Here is a 19,295-nt window from a genome sequence, read left to right as displayed (position 1 = left end):
AGTCGCTGAACCGGCCGGCGGCCGTCGGCACGTGCAGTGGTCCCGTAGGACCGGGCCACCCGCTCAGCAGGCCCTGGGAGAAACCCGCCACCTCCGACCGGCTCACCCCGGCCTGGTCCGCCGGGGGTTCAGGAACATCCGCGCTCACCTCGCTCGCCCGGGCCTGGTCGGACGGCTGAGGCCGTCGAGGCATCTTGGCGGTCGCTCCTGCCCAGCGGGCAGTGGAGGCACGCGGTACACCTGATCCGCTCGCCCGGGCGCCCCCGTCCGAGCATCGTCTCGCTGCTGGAGGCTGCCGCCGCTCAACCACGCCAACGGGCGGTTCAAGGTTTGCCGACGCAGTCCCTTCGCCGTGATCGGCGGGGTCGAGAACGCCGAAGAGGCTGTGGCCCTCGTGCGCGGCCTGGAGCGGGGGCTGCGGGACGGAAAGCCGGCGTGGACTTCCACCGTCCCTCCGGACAGGCGCCTCCGAGCAGAACACCGCCGGCGGCGACTTCGTCGCCGCCGGCGGAATCTCACGCCGCAGCCCTCATGAGCCGGCCGTACAGTCAGCGCCCGGAGTCTCAGCGCACGGTGGTGGACGAGCGGGCCCGGTCTTCGAGGAGGGCCGCCAGTGCTTTGCGATCCACCTTCCCATTGCGGCTCAGGGGAAGGGTCTCAAGGACCACGCAGCGGCGTGGAATCTTGTACTCCTCGATCTGCTCCTGCATCCGTTCGAGGACGGCCTGGGGTTCCAGGTCGGTGACCACGGCAAGCAGCGCCGACTTCTTCCCGGACGGCGGGAGGACGGCGGCGGAGACGACCTCCGGGATCCGGTGAGCCGCGGCCTCCACCTCGGTGGCACTGACCCGGAAACCCCGCTCCTTGTAGAGGTCGTCGCGACGACCGGAGAAGTACAGGTAGCCGTCTTCGTCCAGCCGGCCGTAGTCGCCGGTCCGCAGTTCGGGGAAGAGACCGTCGCGGAGCGGGAACTTCTGCTGGTTAAGTTCGGGACGCCGCCAGTAGCCGGCCATGACGTTCGGACCGCGGACCGTGATCTCGCCGATCTCACCGGCCGGCAGTCTGTTGCCCTCTTCGTCGACGGTGAAGACCTCGGTGCCGGGCAGCGGCAGACCGCATGATCCGGGCCGGAGCAGGTCACCGTCCGGGGGCATGATGGTGGCGCGTTTGCACTCGGTCAGTCCGAACATCACCTGCCCCTTCAGCTCCGGGATCGCCGCGCGCAGGGCGTTGAGCGTCTCGGTGGACAGGGCCGCACCGGTGTTGGTGACGAGGCGCAGGGCGGGTCGCCGCGAGGCACGCTTGAGCAGCCAGGCCAGTGATTCGGCGACCGAGGGTACGGCCGGCAGTACGGTCGCGCCGCTCTCCAGGAGGTTGCGCAGCAGCGCCGGCCCGGCTTCGGCGGCACTGCCCAGCACGATGTGGGATCCGCTGAGCGCGCCGAGGAACAGTTGGTAGAGCCCGTAGTCGAAGGACAGGGGCAGCGGACAGTAGACGACGTCGTCGGCGCGGTAGTCCAGGACTTGCTGGATGGCCTGGGCGGCGAAAACGGCCTGTTGGTGCGTGCTCACCACGGCCTTGGGTGCCGAGGTCGTGCCCGAGGTGTAGATCAGGGACAGCGGGTCGACGGCGAGGGGTGCGGGCAGCATCTGTGCTGAGTGCGCCGGTGTGGCCGGGACGGGGAACGCCCGTGCCTGTACCTGGGGTGCGGTGACTGCGTTGATGCCCAGGGCGCGGACGGTGTCCAGCACGGACGCGCCGTCGGCCACGACCAGGGTGGGTTCACAGTCGCCGAGGACATGCTCCAGCGGTGCTCCGACGACCTGCTCGTGGAGCACCGTGTAGACGGCGCCGACGCGCGAGGCCGCGAAGACGAGTGCGGGCACCAGTGGGCTGGGCGGCAGAGAGATGACGAGCCGTCGTCCCCGGGAAACACCCTCGGAGTGGAGCCATGCGGCCAGCCGCAGACTCGCGTCCCGTAGTTCGGCGTACGTCGCGGTCGAGCCGAGCCGGGACACCGCGGGGCGGTCCGGCCACCGTTCGGCGGCCGAGTCCAGCACATCGTGAAGTAGGGATATTTCAGGCATGGGTCAACAATCCTCTGAATGCGGGTAAGGGCGGACGGTCAGGGAGTTGCCACGGCTCCCAGCTGTGACAGGAGGCCCAGGCCGTCCGACAGCACCCAGTACTCGGCGATCTTGCCGTCCTGCAGGCGCACGATGGACATTCCCGCATACCGCACGGGGGTTCCCGGCTCGACGGTCGCCGCCGGAGCTCCGCCGGCATAGGTACCGGTCACCGTATAGCCGCCGGCCACGTAATCGCCGTCCCGGATGGGGCCGGGGTCGGTCGTGAACCGCACGTCGTGGAGGAGCCCACGAACGGCCCCGACCCAGTCGAGGAGCCCGTCCCGGGTGGTGATCCGATTGGAATCGGGGAAACCCAGGTAGCGGGCGAGTTCGGCACTGTGCACCGTGAACTCGTCGGCGATGAACTCCGCGGCGTCCGGGAAGTCCACCTCGCCGTTCCACAGATCGACGAACCGCTCGAAGAGGATCTTTCCGGGATCCGTCTCCTGGCCGGCAAGGGCGCTCATGCGGAGGCCTCCGTCCTGGTGGCGGGCTGGGCCGGCGTCTCCTGGGGCGCGGTGACCCGTACCCCGATCAGCAGGGGCAGGATGGCCAGGGCGCAGACCCCGCAGAACGCGCCGATGACCGTGAAGGAGAAGCTGCCCTGGAGGAGGGCCGCCGCGATGCTGGTGGCCAGCATCATGCCGGTGTACTGCGCCGAGCCGTTGAGGGCCAGCGCGGTGCCGCGCATTTCCGGGCGGAGCTCGCTCACGAGGGCATTGAGGGCCGGCTGCCCGACGCCGACGGCGGTGCCCCACAGGATGAACACGACGAGCACGGCGACGAGGTGCTTGCCGATCAGCGGTACGGCGGTCACCCCTGCGGCCGCCACCACTGCGGCGACGACGAGCACACGGCGCTTGCCGAGCCGGTCGGCGATCCGTCCGCCCAGGAGGGCGCCGGTCATACTGCCCGCTCCGGATCCCATGATCGCGAATCCGGTCTGGGCCTCGTTGAAGTCGAAGCGCTCGGCGAAGAAGATTCCGATGTTGGAGAACATGCCGTACAGGGCGGCGCTCCACAGCAGTGTCGAGCCCAGAACGCACAACAGCGCGGGTGTGGTGACGGCACGTCGGATCATGCCGAGGTAGCCGACCACCGGGTTGCCCGGAGCCCGCTCCTGCGGGTCCTTGGGAGCCACGGCCGGCAGCCGCAGGAGGACCATCAGGTAGACGGCGGCGGCGACGACCGCGACGGCGAAGAACGCGGCGCGCCAGGTCATCAGGTAGGCGAGGTAGGAGCCGAGCGGTACGCCGAGCACAGTGGAGCTGAGCAGGCCGGCCACGACGATGCCCATGATCTTGCCGCGCTTCTCGAACGGGAAGTTCTCGGCGATCATGGCGTAGACGCTCGGCATGATCATGGCCGACCCGAGGCCGGCAACCGCGCGGCTGACCAGGATGAGGGTGAAGTCGCCACCCAGGCCGGTGAGCACGTTGGCCAGAGCGAAGATCACCAGACCAGTGCAGAGGATCCGGCGCCGTCCCAGGCGGTCCGACATGGCGCCGCACAGAGGTGCCACGAGGGCGAAGAGCAGCGCATAGGCACTGACGAACAGACCGCCGGCACGGGCGGCGGTGTTGGTATCGGCCGCGATCTCGGGGATCAGCGGCACGGTGATCATCGAGTCGAGGCCGACGAGGAACGCGCTGCACACGGCGACGGCCAGCACACGGCCCGGCAGGGCTGTGGCCGAGGTGGGGGTGGTCATGAGGAAAGTCCTTCGTTCATCTTGCTCAATGCCCGGGTCACACCCGGGACGGAGGGGCTTGGGCCGGGTCCTTCGTGGGGGCGGCCTCCCGGGCTCTGCGGCGTGCGGCGGCCGGGGGAACGACCGCGGTGCCGACGGCGCGGCAGACCAGGGTCGGCTCTCCGGACGCCTCGGCTCTGGTGGGCCCGAGGTCGTAGCGGGCCTCGATGGTCTTGTGCGCGGTGAACTCGACGGTTCTTCGCAGTCTGCCGCGGGCGATGAGCCGTGCGGTGGCCTCGATGAAATCCCCCGCGTGCACCGGAGCGAGGAATTCCACCCGCTGGTACTCGGTGAGCAGGCCCTCGTCGCCGTCGCTGCGGATGGTGATTTCGGTGACGAGGTCCCCGAACAACTGCAGCAGCCGGGCGCCGTCGACCAGGCTGCCGCCGTAGTGGACGTCCTGCTGGCTCATGCGCACCCTGAGGGTGGCGCTGACTTCCTCAGGCATTGCCGTTCCTCGCTATTCCGATACCCGCTCGTGAGCGGGCGATCTTCTGTACGGCGACCCGGGTGGCCACCGCGGCCTGGCCGGGGCCGAGTGTCGGGTCGTCGTCGGGGGCGCCGCCGATCGCCACGGCGACAACGCACTCGTTCTTGTGGGCGATGGAGACCGCGATGGTGCCGAGTCCGAGCTCGGCCGCCCGCCGCGCGGCCGCTCCGGCCAGCCGGACGACGGGGGCGGAGCGGTCGTCGCGCAGTACGCGGACGTGCGCGGGGCTGATTCCCTTGCCGAAGCCCGTACCCAGGACCTTCAGGACGGCCTCCTTGGCGGCGAACCGGCCGGCGAGGAATTCCCTCGCCCGGCTCGGTGACAGCGACTGGGCGAGCGCCAACTCCTCCTGGTCGTAGGTGTGCCGGCGGAACCAGCCGCGGGTGTTCAGCCGGTCCAGTTCACCTAGGGCGAGCACGTCGACCCCGATGCGCATCTCGCGTCCGATCCTTTCGTCTGGGCGTGGTGGCCCCTGATCCGCTGGTTCCGCTAGGGCGTGGCGACGGCAGCGGTGGTGAACAGGGCCAACTGCCCACGGCCGGAGAGCGGGTCGACGTCGCAGAGGACGACCTGCCGGTAGTCGCTCTGCCATGTCCGCCAGTGCTGGGCCAGGTCCAGCCATACGCTGGTGCAGTAGCTGCCGGACGGGACCCGGTGGACCTGCGCCCCGGCCTCCGACGTCTGCTCCTGGACCCAGGGGCCCAGGACGAGCAGCGTATCGGCGCCCCCGTCCGTGGCCAGTTCCTTCAGCCGGGCCGAGGTGGCCTCCGCGTCGGGGAAGGACTCGACGCCCCCGACCTGCAGACCTTGGCCGCCCTCGAATACGAGCAGCGCGCCGGAGTCCACCAGGTCGCCGGAGTCCACCAGGGGGTGCGGAGTGGGCAGAGTGGTCTGCTCCAGCACCGCGAGCACCGCGCGCTCGGACCGGCCCCCGCGCTGGTAGGCGGAGATGATCCGCAGCGCGGTGAACGGAGCGGCCAACCCCTGTTCGCTGATGCTGAAGCTCTGCGCACCTCCTCCGAGCAGCATGTTGAGGTGCGAGGCGACCGCGGTGAAGGGGTGCACGTCGGGCAGCGCGTGGGTGACGATGACCAGGTCGGCGGCGACGTCGATGTCCTCGCCGCCCACCAGCCGGTCGACGAGGTCCTTGTGGAACACATTGCGGCCGTCGCGCAGCAACTGCTCGTCCACGGTCGAGCCGAACGGCTCGACCAGATCGCGATAGAAGCCGAGGATGGCCTGGTCCTCATGGAAGGCACGGCCGTCCGGCGCCCGTACGACGGATGATGCGGCTACGGTCGTCATGTCATTCACCCGCGTCCTGCGGCTCGGGGCTGATCCGGCGCAGGTACTCGGTGAGGGTGCCGATGGACTGGAAGTCGTCCATGTCGAGGTTCTCGGGATCGATGACGATCTTCATGCTGTCCTCCAGCTCCATCAGCATCTCCATCACGGAGGTGGAGTCCAGGTGCAAGTCCTCGAAGAGACGGACGTCCTCGGTCAGACCGGTGACCTCGCGCTCCAGTACTTCGCCGAGCGCGGTCTCGACCTGCGCCACGATCGTGCTGTTGTCCATGGTCATGCTCCTTGTGGGGGTGATCAGAAATCGATGAGTCGTTGCTTGCCGAGGAGGTCCTCGACGGTGTCCCGGCTCCGCACCAGGCGGGCCCTGCCGTCGTGGACCATGACCTCTGCGGGGAACCCGTGGCTCAGGAAGAGCCCCGGGGAGGCGGAGGGGCCGTACGCGCCGGAGAGTTCGACGCCGATGAGGTCGCCGGCGGTGACGGGAGGGAGCGCCACCCGCTTGCCGATCACATCGTTGGGCGTGCACAGCGGGCCGGTGACCGTGTAGGTGCCGACGGGCTCCTCGGCGTACCGGGTCAGCGAGCGGATGGGGAAGTTGCGCTTGACGAAGCTGCCGACCCCCACCGCGGCCATGTGGTGGTTGGTGCCGCCGTCGGCGACGACGAACTGTTCGCCCATCGACTCCTTCACGAACAGCGCCCGGGTGACGTACGTGCCGCACGGAGCGGTGAGATAGCGGCCGAGCTCGTTGATGAGGCGGCACTCGGGGTGCCGGTCGAGGAACTCCGTGACGGCCTCGTTGATCCCCTCGGTCAGTGAGGGGAGGTCCAGCTCGGTCTCGTTGTCGAAGTACGGAACGCCGAAGCCCCCGCCGAAGTCGACGGTCCTGAGCTCGATACCGGTCTCCTCGGACAACGACTCGGCCATTGCCAGGATCTGCCGGGTGTTGTGGACCAGGTCTTCGTGGTTGAGGAAGCGGGTGCCCATGTAGGCGTGCACGCCCATGACGTGCACCCGGCGCAGCCCCTTCAGCAACCGCTGCGCCGCCCGCACCTCCGCCTCGTCGATGCCGAACTGACGGGGCTTGCCACCCATGGCCAGCCCCGATCCCTTGGTGCGGAAGCCGGGATTGATGCGCAGCATCACCGGCAGCCGCTCGCGCCCGGACGCGACGGCCAGGTCGTCGAGTGCTTCGAGTTCCTCCAGCGACTCGCAGACGACGGCGTGGAGATCGGCGGCCACGCACGCTTCCAGTTCGGCGCGGGTCTTGCCCGGCCCGAGGAAGATCGTGTCCCGCGGGGCGATCCCGGCGCGACGGGCCGTTTCCAGCTCGGCCAGCGAGGAGACCTCGGCTCCCGCCCCGAGGGTGCCCAGGAAACCGATGATGCTGATGTTGGGATTGGCCTTGAGGGACAGGAAGATGTCGACTCCGGGGTGCATGCGGGTGCGCAGCCCTTGGTAGACGTCCCGCAGCACGTCGGTGTCGTAGAGGTACAGCGGCGTGCCGAACTCCGCGGCGATCTCGGAGACGGGCAGGCCCTGTACCCGGAACTCGTCGGCGTTGGTCATGCCGTGCCCCCGGTCGGGTCGGTGTGCTGATGGGTGATCACCATGGCGGCGAAGGTGGCGCCGAGACCGACCGTGGCGAACAGGTAGTTGCGCCCTGCTGTCAGGCGGCCGGCGTCGCGCAGCGTGGTGTAGTTGAGAAACACGTCCGAGGCGAAGCAGTGGCTGTAGCGCTCGACGTTGTCGAGGAAGACCTGGGAGCGGTCGATGCCCAGTTCGCCGATGGTCTGGCGCCAGGACTGGAGGTTGACGTTGTGCGGGATGATCAGGTCGATATCGGGGAGGGTCATCCCCGCCTGAGCCACCGCTTCCCGTACGACCTCGGCCAGCACCGGCGCGTAGAACTTGCTGACCTCCAGCGACTTCTCCTCGTCGAGGAGCATGGCCGCCGAGAACTCACCCAGGGTACGGGTGGCGTACGAGCGCACCCGGTCTCCGCCGCCGTCGAGCGTCACGAGGCAGGCCGCTCCGGCGTCGCCCATGATGGCGACGTCGGGGATGAGCTGGATCTGAGGCGAAAACGCCTGTTCGCCGGTGATCACCAGGGCGTGGTCGCCCGGTCGGCCCTCCGCCCTGAGCAGTTCCGCGGCGGTGTCCACCGCGGCCATACCGCTGGCACAGTTCTGCTGACTGAGGGCGAATGCCTCGGCATCGGCCAGCCCGAGCCGGTCCTTGATCTCCTGGGCGGGGCTGATGTGCGCCGGCGCCACCGCCTGGGTGGTGTGCGCGTAGACGATGTACCTGATCCGTTCCCGCACCAGCGGGTCGGCCGTGATGCGTCGCGCCGCCGGCAGCACTACGTCGAACAGGTCGAGTTCCTGGTCGAAGCGGATCTCCTTGAGCCCGTGGACGCGCTCGAAGAGCCGGAGCTTGGTCCGGCGCAGGCCGAGCCTGTCGGCCAGCTGGCTGATGGGCACGATCCGCTCAGGTGTGAAGGACTCCACGGCCTCCAGTGTCGTGACGGGCGCCGTCATCGTGCTCTCCAGGTTCGTCGGGCAGGTGGGCAGGCTGGTCCGGCTCCGCTCGGTGGCTGTCACCTCGCACCTCCCCGGTGGGTCAGGGCAAGGGCAGTGAACGTCGCTCCGGCACCGACCCCGGCCATCAGGTAGTGCCGGCCGGCGACGAGGCGTCCCGCGGCGCGGAGCGTCGCGTAGTTGACGAACGGGTCGGCGGCGAAGCAGTGGCTGTAGCGTGCGATGTTCTCCAGGAACACACGGTCCGCCGGGATGCCCAGCTCGCCGATGGTGTTGCGCCATGCCAGCATGTTGACGTTGTGCGGGATCACCAGGTCGATGTCCTCCAGGGCGAGTCCGGCCTCCCGCACCGCCCTGCGGATCACGTCGGCGAGCACCGGCGCGTATGCCTTGCCGTACAGCGCCGCTTCCTCCGGGGGCAGCGAGATCAGGCGCGCGTACTCCCCCAAGGTGTGGCTGACGTGGGAAAGGACGGGGTCGCCCGAACCTGCCGCAGCGATCAGACACGCCGCGGCGCCCTCTCCCATGAGGGCCGTGTTCGGCACCTTCTGGATCAGCGGCGAGTACGGCTTGTCACCGATGACGAGCAGAGCCCGGTCGGCCGGGTCGCCGTCGGCCAGGAGCCGGGCCACTACCTCGACGGCCCCGAGCCCACTGGCGCAGTTCTGCTGACTGAGGGCGAATGCCTCCGCGTCAGCGAGTCCGAGTGCGTCGCGCAGCGCGGTGGCCGCGTCGAAGCCGGCGGGCGCGACCTCGTGGATGGCGTGCGCGTAGACCACGAACCGGATCCGGCGCGGGTCCCGGAGGCCGTCCACGACCTGCCGGGCCGCCGGCAGGAGCAGGTCGAACAGCGATGCCGTGGGGTCCTGGTGCAGGGTGTGCAGGCCGTGGACCTTGCGGAACAGCGACATCTTGGCCCGGCTCAGGCCCAGCGGCTCCGACAGGCTCTCTATGGCGACCCGCCGGTCCGGCAGATGGCTCTCCACCCGTTCGAGGGTGGCGATCGGAGCGGTCATGACCGTGCTCCGTCCCGGTCCGTCCCGGCGAGGACCGAGTCCAGCCAGTGTGTGACGGCCTGCGCGGTGGTCCCCGCGTGCTCCGCCAGCATGGTGAAGTGGTCGCCTGGGACATCCACCGTGGTGTCCGCGAGCGGCCAGCGCGGCCGGTCGTGCGTGCCGGTGCGTTCCCCCGCCCGTACGAGCAGGGTGGGCACGGACAGCCGCTGCGGAGTCCATCCGTCGAAGAGCTGGATGTATCCGCCCATCGCGATGAGCCGGTCGTCGTCGAGCCACTGGCTGCTGTGTGCGTCAAGCATCTGGTCGGCGACCATGGACAGATCACTGATGTCCAGCGGGCTCGCCAGGGTGTCGATCAGTACGACGGACCGCGGGGCCGTGCCCTGTTCGGCCAGACGCTGGGCCACGGCGTGCGCGATCCAGCCGCCGGTGGAGCGGCCCAGCAGTACCAGCGGCCTGCCGTCGGCGAGTCGGGCCGCGCCTTGGGCCAGCAGGTCGACGAGGGCCGGCAGCGAGGCCGGTAGCGGCTGGTCCGGGGTGAACCCGGGAAGCGGCGGGACCGAGACCGCGCGGCCGCCGATGTGCGCGGTGAACTGGTCGTACTCCTGAGGCCCCGAAATGGCGATCATGGACGGGAAGCAGACGACGACCGGCGCCTGAGCGGGGCCGGACGCCCGCGGGAACGACGGCGGTTGAGCCGCGTCCGCGAAGCGCGGACGGATCCCCGCCGCCGACACCAGCAGTGCGATCGCCCGGTCGAGGTGCCCGCTCTCGTGCGCGGCTCGGAAGAGCGAGACCAGGGTGCCCGACGGCGCGGCCGGTGCCGGCGCACCGGGCGCGAGGGTGCCCAGTTGGCCGAAGACGTGCTCCGACAGGTCGCCCACGCTGGGCCGGTCGAAGACGACGGTCGCCGGCAGTCGCAGGCCGGTCGCCTGGTTGAGCGCATTGCGCAGCTCCAGCGAGGTCAGCGAATCGAAACCGAGGTCCCGGAAGGGGGTTTCGGCGTCGATGGCGTCGACGTTGCTGTGGCCGAGCACGGCGGCGACGATGTCCTGCACCGTGTCGGTGACCGCTTTGAGGCGGCGGTCCTCGGGCAGCCCCGCCAGCTTCTCGCGCAGGGACTCGGCCGAAGCCGCCGAGCCGCCGACGGCGGACGGGAGGGCTTGCGCCCCGTTGCCGGCGCGGCGTGCGGCGGTCTTCACGAGCCCCCGCAGCAGCGGCGGCAGGGCCTGGCCGGAGGTGCGCAGGGCCTTGCGGTCCAGCCGCACGGGCACCAGCGCGGCGGCGGAATCCCCGCATGCCGCGTCGAAGAGCTCCATGCCCAGCTCGGCGGAGACGGGCAGGACGCCGTAGCGCTCCATCCGCTTGAGGTCCGCGTCCTGCAGCGTGTCGGCCATGCCACCGGTGGGCTCCCACACGCCCCAGGCCAGCGCTGTCGCGGGCAGCCCGCGCCGGGCACGGTGGTGTGCGAGGGCGTCGAGGAAGGCGTTGCCGGCGGCGTAGCTGCCCTGGCCCGGGCTGCCGAGGGTGCCGGCGACCGAGGAGAAGAGCACGAAGGCGCCCAGGTCCATGTCCTGGGTCAGCTCGTGCAGGTGCAGGGCGGCATCGACCTTGGGGGCGAGTACCTTGTCGAGCCGCGCGGGGGTCAGCGAGGTCAGGATGCCGTCGTCGAGCACACCCGCCGTGTGGACCACGGCGGTCAACGGGTGTTCCGCGGGGATCGCTGCCAGCAGCTCGGCGACGGCCCGGCGGTCGGTGACGTCGCAGGACACGACCTTGGCGCTCGCCCCCAGGCCGGCCAGTTCGGCGACCAGGCTTTCGGCGCCTGCGGCCTGCGGACCACGACGGCTGACCAGCAGGAGACGTCGTGCCCCGTGTGCCGTCACGAGGTGGCGGGCGAGCAGCGCACCGAGCCCGCCGGTGCCACCGGTCATCAAGACGGTGCCCTGCCAGGCGGCTCCGGGTGAGTCGGTTTCGGCAGTCGATACGGTCTTGGTCTTCAGTCGCGGCGTCAGCAGCACGCCGTCGCGGACGGCCACCTGCGGTTCGCCCGTGGCGAGGGCCGCGGACAGACCGGGGGTCCCGGGACCGGCGGTGGCGTGGTGGTCGTGGTCGACCAGGACGAAGCGCCCCGGAGCCTCGGACTGGGCCGAGCGGACCAGTCCCCACACGGGAGCGGTCGCCAAGTCGGTCACGTCGTCCTCGGCGCCGGCGGCGATGGCCCGCCGGGTGATGAGGACGAGCCGGGCGGGGCCCTCAGGTCCCCGGTCGAGCCACTGCTGTAGGAGGGTCAGCACCTCGCCGGTGGTGGTCCTGACCGCGGCGGCGAGGTCGTCCGAAGCGGCCGGGACGCAATCCACCACCGTTGCCCCGGCGTCGACCGAGTCCGAAGCGAGGGCGTCGAGCAGCTGCGCGGGAGAGGCGAAGTACCGGACGCTCTCCTCGACGGCCGAGGTGGCAGGAGCACTGACCGGTGCCCATTCGACCTGGAACAGCGCGTCGTTGAAGGTACGGCGGCCCCCACCGATCCGGTCCCCGGCGACTTGACGGGAGACGAAGGATTCCACCGAGGCGACGGCGTTGCCCTCCTGGTCGGCGACGGTCAGGGCGATCGAGTCGGGGTTCTCGCGTGAGAACCGCACGCGCAGGGAATCGGCGCCGACGGCGTGCAGCCGTACGCCGTTCCAGGAGAACGGGAGCCGGCCCACGGCGTCGCCGTGGCGTATCCCGTCCCAGGCCAGGGCGTGCAGGGCCGCGTCGAGCAGCGCCGGGTGCAGGCCGAAGGCGCCTGCCGCGTCCTGCTGGTCGGCGGACAGCGCGACCTCGGCGAACAACTCGTCGTCCCGCTGCCAGACGGCGCGCAGCGCCTGGAAGGCCGGCCCGTAGGAGAAGCCGATGTCGGCCAGGCGGTCGTACAGGCCGTCCAGCTCCACCTCGGAGGCGTCGTGCGGAGGCCAGTCCGTCAGCCCCTCGGGGGCCGCGGCGGTGTGGGAGAGGGCCAGCCAGCCGGCGGCGTGGCGCGTCCAGCCGCTCTCGTCCGGCCCCCCTTCGGGAAGGGAGTGGAGTACGACCGCGCGGCGGCCGTCCTCCTCGGGCGCGCCCACGGTGAGCTGCAGGCGGACGGCGCCCTGTGCGGGGAGCACCAGGGGCTCCTGGAGCGTGAGTTCTTCCACGACGTCGCAACCGACGTGGGCGCCGGCCCGGTTGGCCAGTTCAAGCAGCGCGGTGCCGGGTACGAGGACCGTGTCGTGGACGACGTGGTCGGCGAGCCACGGGTGTGACTGCTGTGACAGCCTGCCCGTGAACACCACACTGTCGTCGGTGGCGATGTGGGTCACCGCTCCGAGCAGCGGATGCTCGGCGGAGCTGAGACCGACCGAGGTGATGTCCCCCGCCGTGGTGGGCTCGTCGAGCCAGTAGCGCTCGCGCTGGAAGGCGTACGTCGGCAGGTCGACGCGGCGTCCGCCGAGACCCCCGAGGACCGCCTGCCAGTCGGGGGCGACGCCGTGGACGAAAAGCTCGGCAAGCGCGGTCAGCACCGCCGCCGGCTCCGCACGGCCGCGCCGCAACAGTGGTACGACCAGGGCCTGACGCTCGTCGCCGAGGCACGCCTTGACCAGGCCGGAGAGCGTACCGTCCGGGCCGATCTCCACGAAGGTGCGCACCCGCTCCGCGTAGAGCGTCTCGACGGCGTCGCTGAACCGCACGGGGCGGCGCACGTGCTCGACCCAGTAGCCGGGGCGGCACAACTCCTCGGCGGTGGCGAGCGCTCCGGTCACATCGGACACCAGGGGGATCTGCGGCGCGGAGAAGGACAGGCCGGCCACCAGTGCGGCGAATTCGTCCAGCATGCCGTCCATGTGGGGCGAGTGGAACGCGTGGCTGACCGGGAGGTCCCTGGTCCTGCGGCCCTGATCGCGGAAGTGTCCGGCGATCTCGGCCACGACGTCCGCGTCGCCGGACAGGACCACGGACTGCGGACCGTTGAGCGCCGCGATCGATGCGAGGTGCTCACGGCCGGCCAGGGCGGCCAGCGCCTCGGCTTCGGTCGCCTGAACCGCGGTCATCGCGCCGCCGCCGGGCAGCGCCTGCATGAGCCGGCCGCGGGCGGTGACCAGCTTGGCCGCATCGGACAGGGACAGCACTCCGGCCACGTGGGCAGCGGCGATCTCGCCGATGGAGTGCCCGGTGACGTAGTCGGGGCGAAGGCCCCAGGACTCGGCGAGCCGGTAGAGCGCCACCTCGACCGCGAAGAGCGCGGGCTGGGTGAATTCGGTCCGGTTGAGGAGCCGTTCGGGGTCCTCCTCGGCGAAGAGGACTTTGGTAAGCGGTACCTCCAGGTGGGCGTCGAGGGCATCGCACACGGCGTCGAAGGCATGGGCGAACGCGGGGTGTGCGGCGTGCAACTCCCGTCCCATCTGCAGCCGCTGGCTTCCCTGGCCGGTGAAAAGGAAAGCCGTGCGGCCGGTGTTGCGGGTAGTGCCGCGTACGACGTGGGCCGCGGAAGTACCGGCCGCCACGGCTTCCACGCCGCGCAGCAGTTCGCCGGCGTCGCTGCCGATGACGACGGCGCGCTGTTCCATGGGCGTCCGGGCGGTGGCGAGGGTGAGAGCGGCGTCCGCCGCGTGCTGGGCCGCGAGCGCCGTGTGGAGCTTGGCCGCCTGCCCGCGCAGGGCTTCGGCGCTGCGGGCCGAGAGGATCCACGGCACCAAGGCGCCGTCGACGGGCGCCGGCACGGCTGCCTGCTGCGCCGGCGGTTCCTCGATGATGACGTGGGCGTTCGTACCGCTGATGCCGAATGAGGAGACACCGGCACGCCGTGGCCGGCCGGCCCGGGGCCAGGGCACCGGCTCGGTCAGCAGCCGTACGTCTCCGCTCTCCCAGTCCACGTGCGAGCTGGGGGCGTCGACGTGCAGGGTCTTGGGCAGCCGTTCGTGCTGCATCGCCTTGACCATCTTGATGATCCCGCCGATGCCGGCGGCGGACTGCGTGTGCCCGGTGTTCGACTTGAGGGAACCGAGCCACAGGGGGCTTCCCCCGCGTCCTTGCCCGTACGTGGCGAGCAACGCCTGCGCCTCGATCGGGTCGCCGAGCTTGGTGCCCGTTCCGTGGCCCTCCACCGCGTCGACGTCGGCCGCTGTGAGCCCGGCGGAGGCCAGGGCCTCCCGGATCAGCTTCTCCTGGGAGGGCCCGTGCGGGGCGGTCAGGCCGTTGCTGGCGCCGTCCTGGTTGACGGCGGAGCCCCGGACGACCGCGAGGACGCGGTGGCCGTTGCGACGCGCGTCCGACAGACGTTCGACGAGGAGAGTTCCGGCTCCTTCGGCCCAGGCGGTGCCGTCCGCGCCCTCCGCGTACGACTTGGCCCGCCCGTCGGGGGCAAGTCCGCGCTGGCGGCTGAACTCGGTGAAGGAGAACGAGGTCGCCATCAGCATCACGCCGCTGACGACGGCGAGCGAGCACTCGTCGCGGTGCAACGACTGACCGGCGAGGTGCAGGGCGACGAGCGAGGAGGAGCAGGCCGTGTTGACGGTGACGGCCGGGCCGTCGAAACCGTAGGTGTAGGAGATGCGGCCGGAGGCGACGCTGCCGGCGCTGCCCACGCCGAGATACCCGTCGATGCCCTCGATCGGCGTCTTGAGGAAGCGCAGACCGTACTCGTCGCACATGATCCCCACGAACACGCCGGTGTTCGTGCCGCGCACGTCGTCGACGACGATCCCGGCGTCCTCGAACGCCTCCCAGGTGGTTTCGAGGAGCAGCCGCTGCTGCGGGTCGATCGTCAGGGCCTCTCGGGGCGAGATCCCGAAGAACGCCGGGTCGAACTCGGATGCGTCGTGCAGGAAGCCGCCGGCCCGGACGTAGGTCTTGCCGACGCGGGCCGGATCGGGGTCGTAGATGTTCTCCAGGTCCCAGCCCCGGTCGGTCGGGAAATCGGTGATGGCGTCCCGGCCCTCGTCGACCAGGTTCCACAGCTCGTCGGGCGTGCTCACACCGCCGGGGAAACGGCAGCTCATTCCCACGATCGCGAGGGGCTCGCGCGAGCGCTCCTCGACCTCGCGCAGGCGGGTCTCGGCCCGGTTCAGTTCGGTGGTGGTGCGTTTGAGGTACTGCAGGAGCTTTGCTTCGTCGGACATGCGCCTTGTCTCTCTGCTTTGCGTGGGGGCGGGCTGACTCGTCTGGCGGTGACGGGTCATCGGTGCTCGGCCGCGGCGAGCCTGCTGTCGAGATAGGCGAACAATTCCGTGGCGGAGGCATCCTCGATCTGCTCCCCGGCGGCGCCGGGGGCCGGGGCGAGGCGCTTGGCAAGGCTGCCGAGGCGGTCGGCCATCTCCCTACGGAGCGCTTCCTGGCCGGTCTCGGCGAGAGCGGGCGCCAGCTCTTCCAATCGGGCGAGCACGTCGAAGGGATCCGCAGGGTCGGCGGCGGCCGTCTGGGTGAGACGCGTCCAGAGATGGCCGGCCAGGGCTTGGGGGGTCGGGAAGTCGAAGGCCATCGTGGTGGGCAGCCGCAGGCCCGTTTCCTGTTGCAGGCGGTTGCGCAGCTCGACCGCGGTGAGGGAATCGAGGCCGAGGGAGAGGAAGGTCGCGGTGCCGGTGGCGGCACTCACCCTCTCGTCCTCCAGGAGTTCCGCCACCAGGTCCAGCGCCCGCTCCACCAGTACGGCGCGGCCGGCGTCAGGGCTGAGCCCGGCCAGGCGGGCGGGCAGTGCCGCCTGCTGCGAACCCCCGGACTCGGCGCCTGCCACCGCGCCGAGCCGGGCATAGAGGTCGAGCTGGTCGTCGCTGAGCCAGTACTCGGCGATCCGGCCGTCCTCGAAGCGGAGGATGTCCACTCCACGGAAGGTCACTTCGGTGCCCGGCGCAGCCGTGGCCGCCGCGGGCCGGTCGCCCGTCCAGGTGCCGCGGAAGACCCAGCGGCCGATGGCGTAGTCACCCACGAAGAAGGGGCCGAGCTCACCGGTGATGGCGGCGTCGTCGGCGTAGGAGGACCGGAAGGCCGCTATCCAGGCGGCGATCTGCGGGCCGTCGCTCAGCGTCGCGGGGTCGGGCATGCCGAACTCGGGGATGTTGACCCGCATCGTCCGGGAGACGTAGTCGTCGGCGATGGCGTAGTCGCCGTTCCAGAGCCGGTTCCACGCATCCCACAGTTCCTGGTGCGTGTGACCCGTGCTGCTGGTTCGACTCGCAGCCTCGGCCTCGTCCCCGTCGGCCGCGTCCTCGCCGGCCAACTGCCGGAGCACGGCCTCGGACAGACCGTGTCCGTTGACCTTCTCCATGCGCGCCACGATTTCGGGCGACAGGAACTCCTCCACCGTCATGAGACGGGAGCCGAAGGTGTGGAAGTGCGCGGCCATTTCGGGGTCGCGCGCGGCGGCGGAGAAGGAGAACTCCTCGATTTCGTTGAAGGGACGGGCCGTCGCGAAGTCGGCGATGAGGTGGTGGTGGGGCCCGGTCTCCGCGGCGTGGCGCGCGCTGTACTTCCGGAGCGCGGCGTCGAGGGCGGCGTCGGTTGTCGCGTCGCCCCCACCGGTGAGGGCGGGCGCGCTCTCCGATACCAGCCACTGGGCGGACTGCATGGCCCAGGCGCACCCCACGGCCGCCAGAGGATCGCTGGCCAGAGCCGCGTCGCCGATCAGCGCGTATCCCGAGCCGGCCGGCTCGCGGGAGACGAGCGGGTAGTTGACCGTTCCGATGATCTTGGAGATCCGTTCGGCGCTGTCGACGTCCGGAGCCTCGGGCAGGGAGCGCACGAAGTTCATGTACGCGCCTTCCAGGTCGGCTTTGAACTCGCCCAGGCGCGGCTTCGACACGACGGCCGCGATGACGGTGACGTCGTCCTCCATCGGCATGACGTACGCGTTGTCGGGCTCGAGGTAGTAGACGCGTGCGGCGTCACCCGCCTGCCGGGCAAGGCCCTTGAAGTACGCGAAGTAGCTGAAGCGGCCGTTCTCCGTCGTCTCGGCACGGGCCCCCGCCAGTCGGGCGACCGTCGACTCCTTGCCGTCCGCGCCGACGACGAGCCGGGCACGCAGGGAGAATGCCTCTTCGTCGGCGGTGCCGGCGACGCCCACGACGCGGCCGTCCTCGACGAGGAGCTCGTTCACCGTGTGGCCCGGCTTCAGGTCCACGCCCTCGGTACCTGCGGCCAGGCGCCGCAGCAGCGGGTCGAGGGTTTCCCGGCGCACGCTGTAACCGTGGGCGCCGGCCGCGTCGTGCGGCGGTCTGATCCAGCCCCAGCGGGTCCAGTAGTGGGCGGTGTTCCGGATGGCCCCCACCTGCTCCAGTGCCTTGTCCAGGCCAGTCGCCACCATGACGGGGTACGCGGACGCCTGGATGTAATGGGTACACAGGACCTTGTGCGCGTCCATGTCGGAGCGGCGCTCCAGCAGAGCCACCCGTGCCCCTTGCTGTGCGTAAAGAATGGCCGCGGTACATCCGCCGACGCTCGCGCCGTTGATGATCACGTCGTATGCGTTGCTCACTGCTTGGGTTCCTTCCGCTCCGGCCTGGGACGCGAAGTCGCCTGCCGGGAAAGAGAAATGACTTGACGCCCGAGATACTCCGGGCGGCGGCCTGGTCCCGTGGCTACAGGGCTTCCAGGACTGCGCACGACCAGGTGAAGCCGCCGCCGCCGCCGAGGACCACGGCGATGTCTCCGGACTTCAGTGCTCCGGACACCACGATGTGCTCGGCGTTGGCCAGCAGGTCGCCGGCTCCGAGGTGGCCGCTGGACTCGCGCACGGCAAGGACCTCCGCCTTCACGGCAGCGTCCAGCACGGGGCGGTACATGAGGTCGAGAACGCTGTCGCCCAACCGGGGCAGGACCACGCACACGATGCGGGGGTCCTCCGTCTCCACCTCGGCATCGGCCAGGGCAAGTCGGAGCACTCGGTTCACGCACCGCAAGGCCGCGTTCCGGAATCCTTCGATGCCGCCGTGCCTTTCGAGGTAGGCCTTCTTCGGGCGCTTGACGTCGACGCGGCCGCCGCCGTGCGCGAGAGGCGCGACGCCGAAGTGGTCGCGTCCCCGGTACATCTCCTCGAAGGAGGCGTCCGTGACGAAGGCCAAGGAGCGCAGACGCAGAGCCCCGGGACGCTCGTCCGGTCCCCGGCGTCGCAGTAGCGCGGCCGTACCGGCGTCGCCGTAGGCCACGCCGTAGTCGGCCGCCCACCGGTCGAAGCCGGGCAGGCAGAACCTGTCCCCGGTAGTGATCAGGGCCGCCTCGGCCCGCGGATCGGCGATCAACTTCTCCGCCGCGATCCCCAGAGCAGCCGCCCCGGAGTTGGACATCTGCTGCACGCCCATTGGCAGAGCTGCGCCGGCGCCGATGTGATGGGCGATGTAATGGGCCGGCGACCAGAAGTCGTGCCCTTGGTAATAGGTCCACCCGTGCGCGACAAGCGCGATGCGGGCCGGGTCCCACGTGGCGGCGGCGAGTACACGGCGAGCGGCTCGAACAGCCATCTCGGGTGCCGCGAGATCTTCCGAGACCGGCACCTCTGTGAGTGCCAGGTCCTCGGCGTCACCGACGGTCAAGCGTCCGGCGGCGACCATCGCGCTCACACTTTCCCTGCCGTCGGGAATCCAGGTGGCCACATCCAATATAAATTCTTGCGCTAACTTCACCGAACCCTCTCCCCCGTTTCAACGATGTACGGATATGCAGGCCAGAGCCCAATCCGTGCACCGTTGATCTACGACGACAACCCTGGCAACCGCTCAGTCGATCTGTCAAGGCGATATGTGCTGACGACACCTGTCCGGCGGTCAGTGGCTCAAGTGCGCCGCCGCCCCGGGCTTGAAGTGGAGGGTTCACCGTTTGCTGCTTGCCCGCAGCCAGGCCGCACCGGCCAAGCGCCACGGGCGCAAGCGGAATGGCTCTGCGGCATTCGAGAGACGAGAACCGGCCATCTTTCCCCGTAGGTTGGCTGAAAAGATCGGTCCCCTCAAGGGGGTCCCTCGACCGGGCACCCGGACGCATCCTTCACTAGTGCAACCCATGCTGGACACCCAGGATTCACTTGATTCCACCCAGTACGACAATGCAAGATTCAACAAACAGGTT

At 70.2% G+C, this 19,295-nt stretch carries 13 protein-coding genes; all 13 read right to left on the bottom strand.

Annotated features, from left to right (window positions below):
• Positions 1–563 precede the first annotated feature (563 nt).
• Complete coding sequence (locus ACWGH1_RS31075) at positions 564–2,087, bottom strand: class I adenylate-forming enzyme family protein (RefSeq protein WP_453352039.1); 1,524 nt, start codon at positions 2,085–2,087, stop codon at positions 564–566.
• Between the two features lie 38 nt (positions 2,088–2,125).
• On the bottom strand, positions 2,126–2,596 hold the full coding sequence (locus tag ACWGH1_RS31070; RefSeq protein ID WP_453352038.1) for an ester cyclase: 471 nt from the start codon (positions 2,594–2,596) through the stop codon (positions 2,126–2,128).
• Positions 2,593–3,840 (bottom strand): MFS transporter, encoded by a 1,248-nt coding sequence (locus ACWGH1_RS31065; RefSeq protein WP_453352037.1) that lies wholly within the window; start codon positions 3,838–3,840, stop codon positions 2,593–2,595. Before ACWGH1_RS31065 ends, ACWGH1_RS31070 begins: the two co-directional genes overlap by 4 nt.
• 37 nt (positions 3,841–3,877) lie before the next feature.
• Complete coding sequence (locus tag ACWGH1_RS31060; protein ID WP_453352036.1) at positions 3,878–4,327, bottom strand: hotdog fold domain-containing protein; 450 nt, start codon at positions 4,325–4,327, stop codon at positions 3,878–3,880.
• On the bottom strand, positions 4,320–4,805 hold the full coding sequence (gene acpS / locus ACWGH1_RS31055) for a holo-ACP synthase (protein WP_453352035.1): 486 nt from the start codon (positions 4,803–4,805) through the stop codon (positions 4,320–4,322). The genes ACWGH1_RS31060 and acpS overlap by 8 nt, the downstream gene beginning before the upstream one ends.
• 53 nt (positions 4,806–4,858) lie before the next feature.
• Positions 4,859–5,674 carry a hypothetical protein gene (locus ACWGH1_RS31050; RefSeq protein ID WP_453352034.1) on the bottom strand — a complete coding sequence of 272 codons (816 nt, stop codon included), beginning with the start codon at positions 5,672–5,674 and terminating at the stop codon, positions 4,859–4,861.
• A 1-nt stretch (position 5,675) separates the two neighbouring features.
• Positions 5,676–5,945: an acyl carrier protein gene (locus ACWGH1_RS31045; RefSeq protein ID WP_361319362.1), complete on the bottom strand. Its 270-nt coding sequence runs from the start codon at positions 5,943–5,945 to the stop codon at positions 5,676–5,678.
• Positions 5,946–5,968: 23 nt separating this feature from the next.
• Positions 5,969–7,243: a type III PLP-dependent enzyme gene (locus tag ACWGH1_RS31040; protein ID WP_453352033.1), complete on the bottom strand. Its 1,275-nt coding sequence runs from the start codon at positions 7,241–7,243 to the stop codon at positions 5,969–5,971.
• A complete protein-coding gene (locus ACWGH1_RS31035; protein WP_453352041.1) occupies positions 7,240–8,214 on the bottom strand; it encodes a 3-oxoacyl-ACP synthase III family protein in 975 nt (324 codons plus the stop codon). The genes ACWGH1_RS31040 and ACWGH1_RS31035 overlap by 4 nt, the downstream gene beginning before the upstream one ends.
• A gap of 59 nt (positions 8,215–8,273) precedes the next feature.
• Positions 8,274–9,230: a 3-oxoacyl-[acyl-carrier-protein] synthase III C-terminal domain-containing protein gene (locus tag ACWGH1_RS31030; RefSeq protein ID WP_453352032.1), complete on the bottom strand. Its 957-nt coding sequence runs from the start codon at positions 9,228–9,230 to the stop codon at positions 8,274–8,276.
• Positions 9,227–15,424, bottom strand: a complete 6,198-nt coding sequence (locus ACWGH1_RS31025; protein WP_453409207.1) for an SDR family NAD(P)-dependent oxidoreductase — start codon at positions 15,422–15,424, stop codon at positions 9,227–9,229. Before ACWGH1_RS31025 ends, ACWGH1_RS31030 begins: the two co-directional genes overlap by 4 nt.
• A complete protein-coding gene (locus ACWGH1_RS31020; RefSeq protein ID WP_453352030.1) occupies positions 15,421–17,712 on the bottom strand; it encodes an FAD-dependent monooxygenase in 2,292 nt (763 codons plus the stop codon). Before ACWGH1_RS31020 ends, ACWGH1_RS31025 begins: the two co-directional genes overlap by 4 nt.
• Positions 17,713–17,815: 103 nt before the next feature.
• Entirely contained in the window at positions 17,816–18,856 is a 1,041-nt protein-coding gene (locus tag ACWGH1_RS31015; protein WP_453352029.1) for a 3-oxoacyl-[acyl-carrier-protein] synthase III C-terminal domain-containing protein, read from the bottom strand.
• Between the last annotated feature and the right edge of the window lie 439 nt (positions 18,857–19,295).

The sequence above is a fragment of the Streptomyces sp. NPDC054883 genome (genome assembly GCF_053610645.1).
The sequence above is the reverse complement of the archived record's forward strand: the minus strand, read 5'-3'. Positions and strand labels throughout refer to the sequence as shown.

Coding starts and splice junctions, on each gene's coding strand:
- ACWGH1_RS31030 (WP_453352032.1), bottom strand. CDS start 9,230: ATGACCGCTCCGATCGCCACCCTCGAACGGGTGGAGAGCCATCTGCCG.
- ACWGH1_RS31075 (WP_453352039.1), bottom strand. CDS start 2,087: ATGCCTGAAATATCCCTACTTCACGATGTGCTGGACTCGGCCGCCGAA.
- ACWGH1_RS31070 (WP_453352038.1), bottom strand. CDS start 2,596: ATGAGCGCCCTTGCCGGCCAGGAGACGGATCCCGGAAAGATCCTCTTC.
- ACWGH1_RS31065 (WP_453352037.1), bottom strand. CDS start 3,840: ATGACCACCCCCACCTCGGCCACAGCCCTGCCGGGCCGTGTGCTGGCC.
- ACWGH1_RS31050 (WP_453352034.1), bottom strand. CDS start 5,674: ATGACGACCGTAGCCGCATCATCCGTCGTACGGGCGCCGGACGGCCGT.
- ACWGH1_RS31025 (WP_453409207.1), bottom strand. CDS start 15,424: ATGACCCGTCACCGCCAGACGAGTCAGCCCGCCCCCACGCAAAGCAGA.
- ACWGH1_RS31035 (WP_453352041.1), bottom strand. CDS start 8,214: ATGACGGCGCCCGTCACGACACTGGAGGCCGTGGAGTCCTTCACACCT.
- acpS (WP_453352035.1), bottom strand. CDS start 4,805: ATGCGCATCGGGGTCGACGTGCTCGCCCTAGGTGAACTGGACCGGCTG.
- ACWGH1_RS31040 (WP_453352033.1), bottom strand. CDS start 7,243: ATGACCAACGCCGACGAGTTCCGGGTACAGGGCCTGCCCGTCTCCGAG.
- ACWGH1_RS31060 (WP_453352036.1), bottom strand. CDS start 4,327: ATGCCTGAGGAAGTCAGCGCCACCCTCAGGGTGCGCATGAGCCAGCAG.
- ACWGH1_RS31045 (WP_361319362.1), bottom strand. CDS start 5,945: ATGGACAACAGCACGATCGTGGCGCAGGTCGAGACCGCGCTCGGCGAA.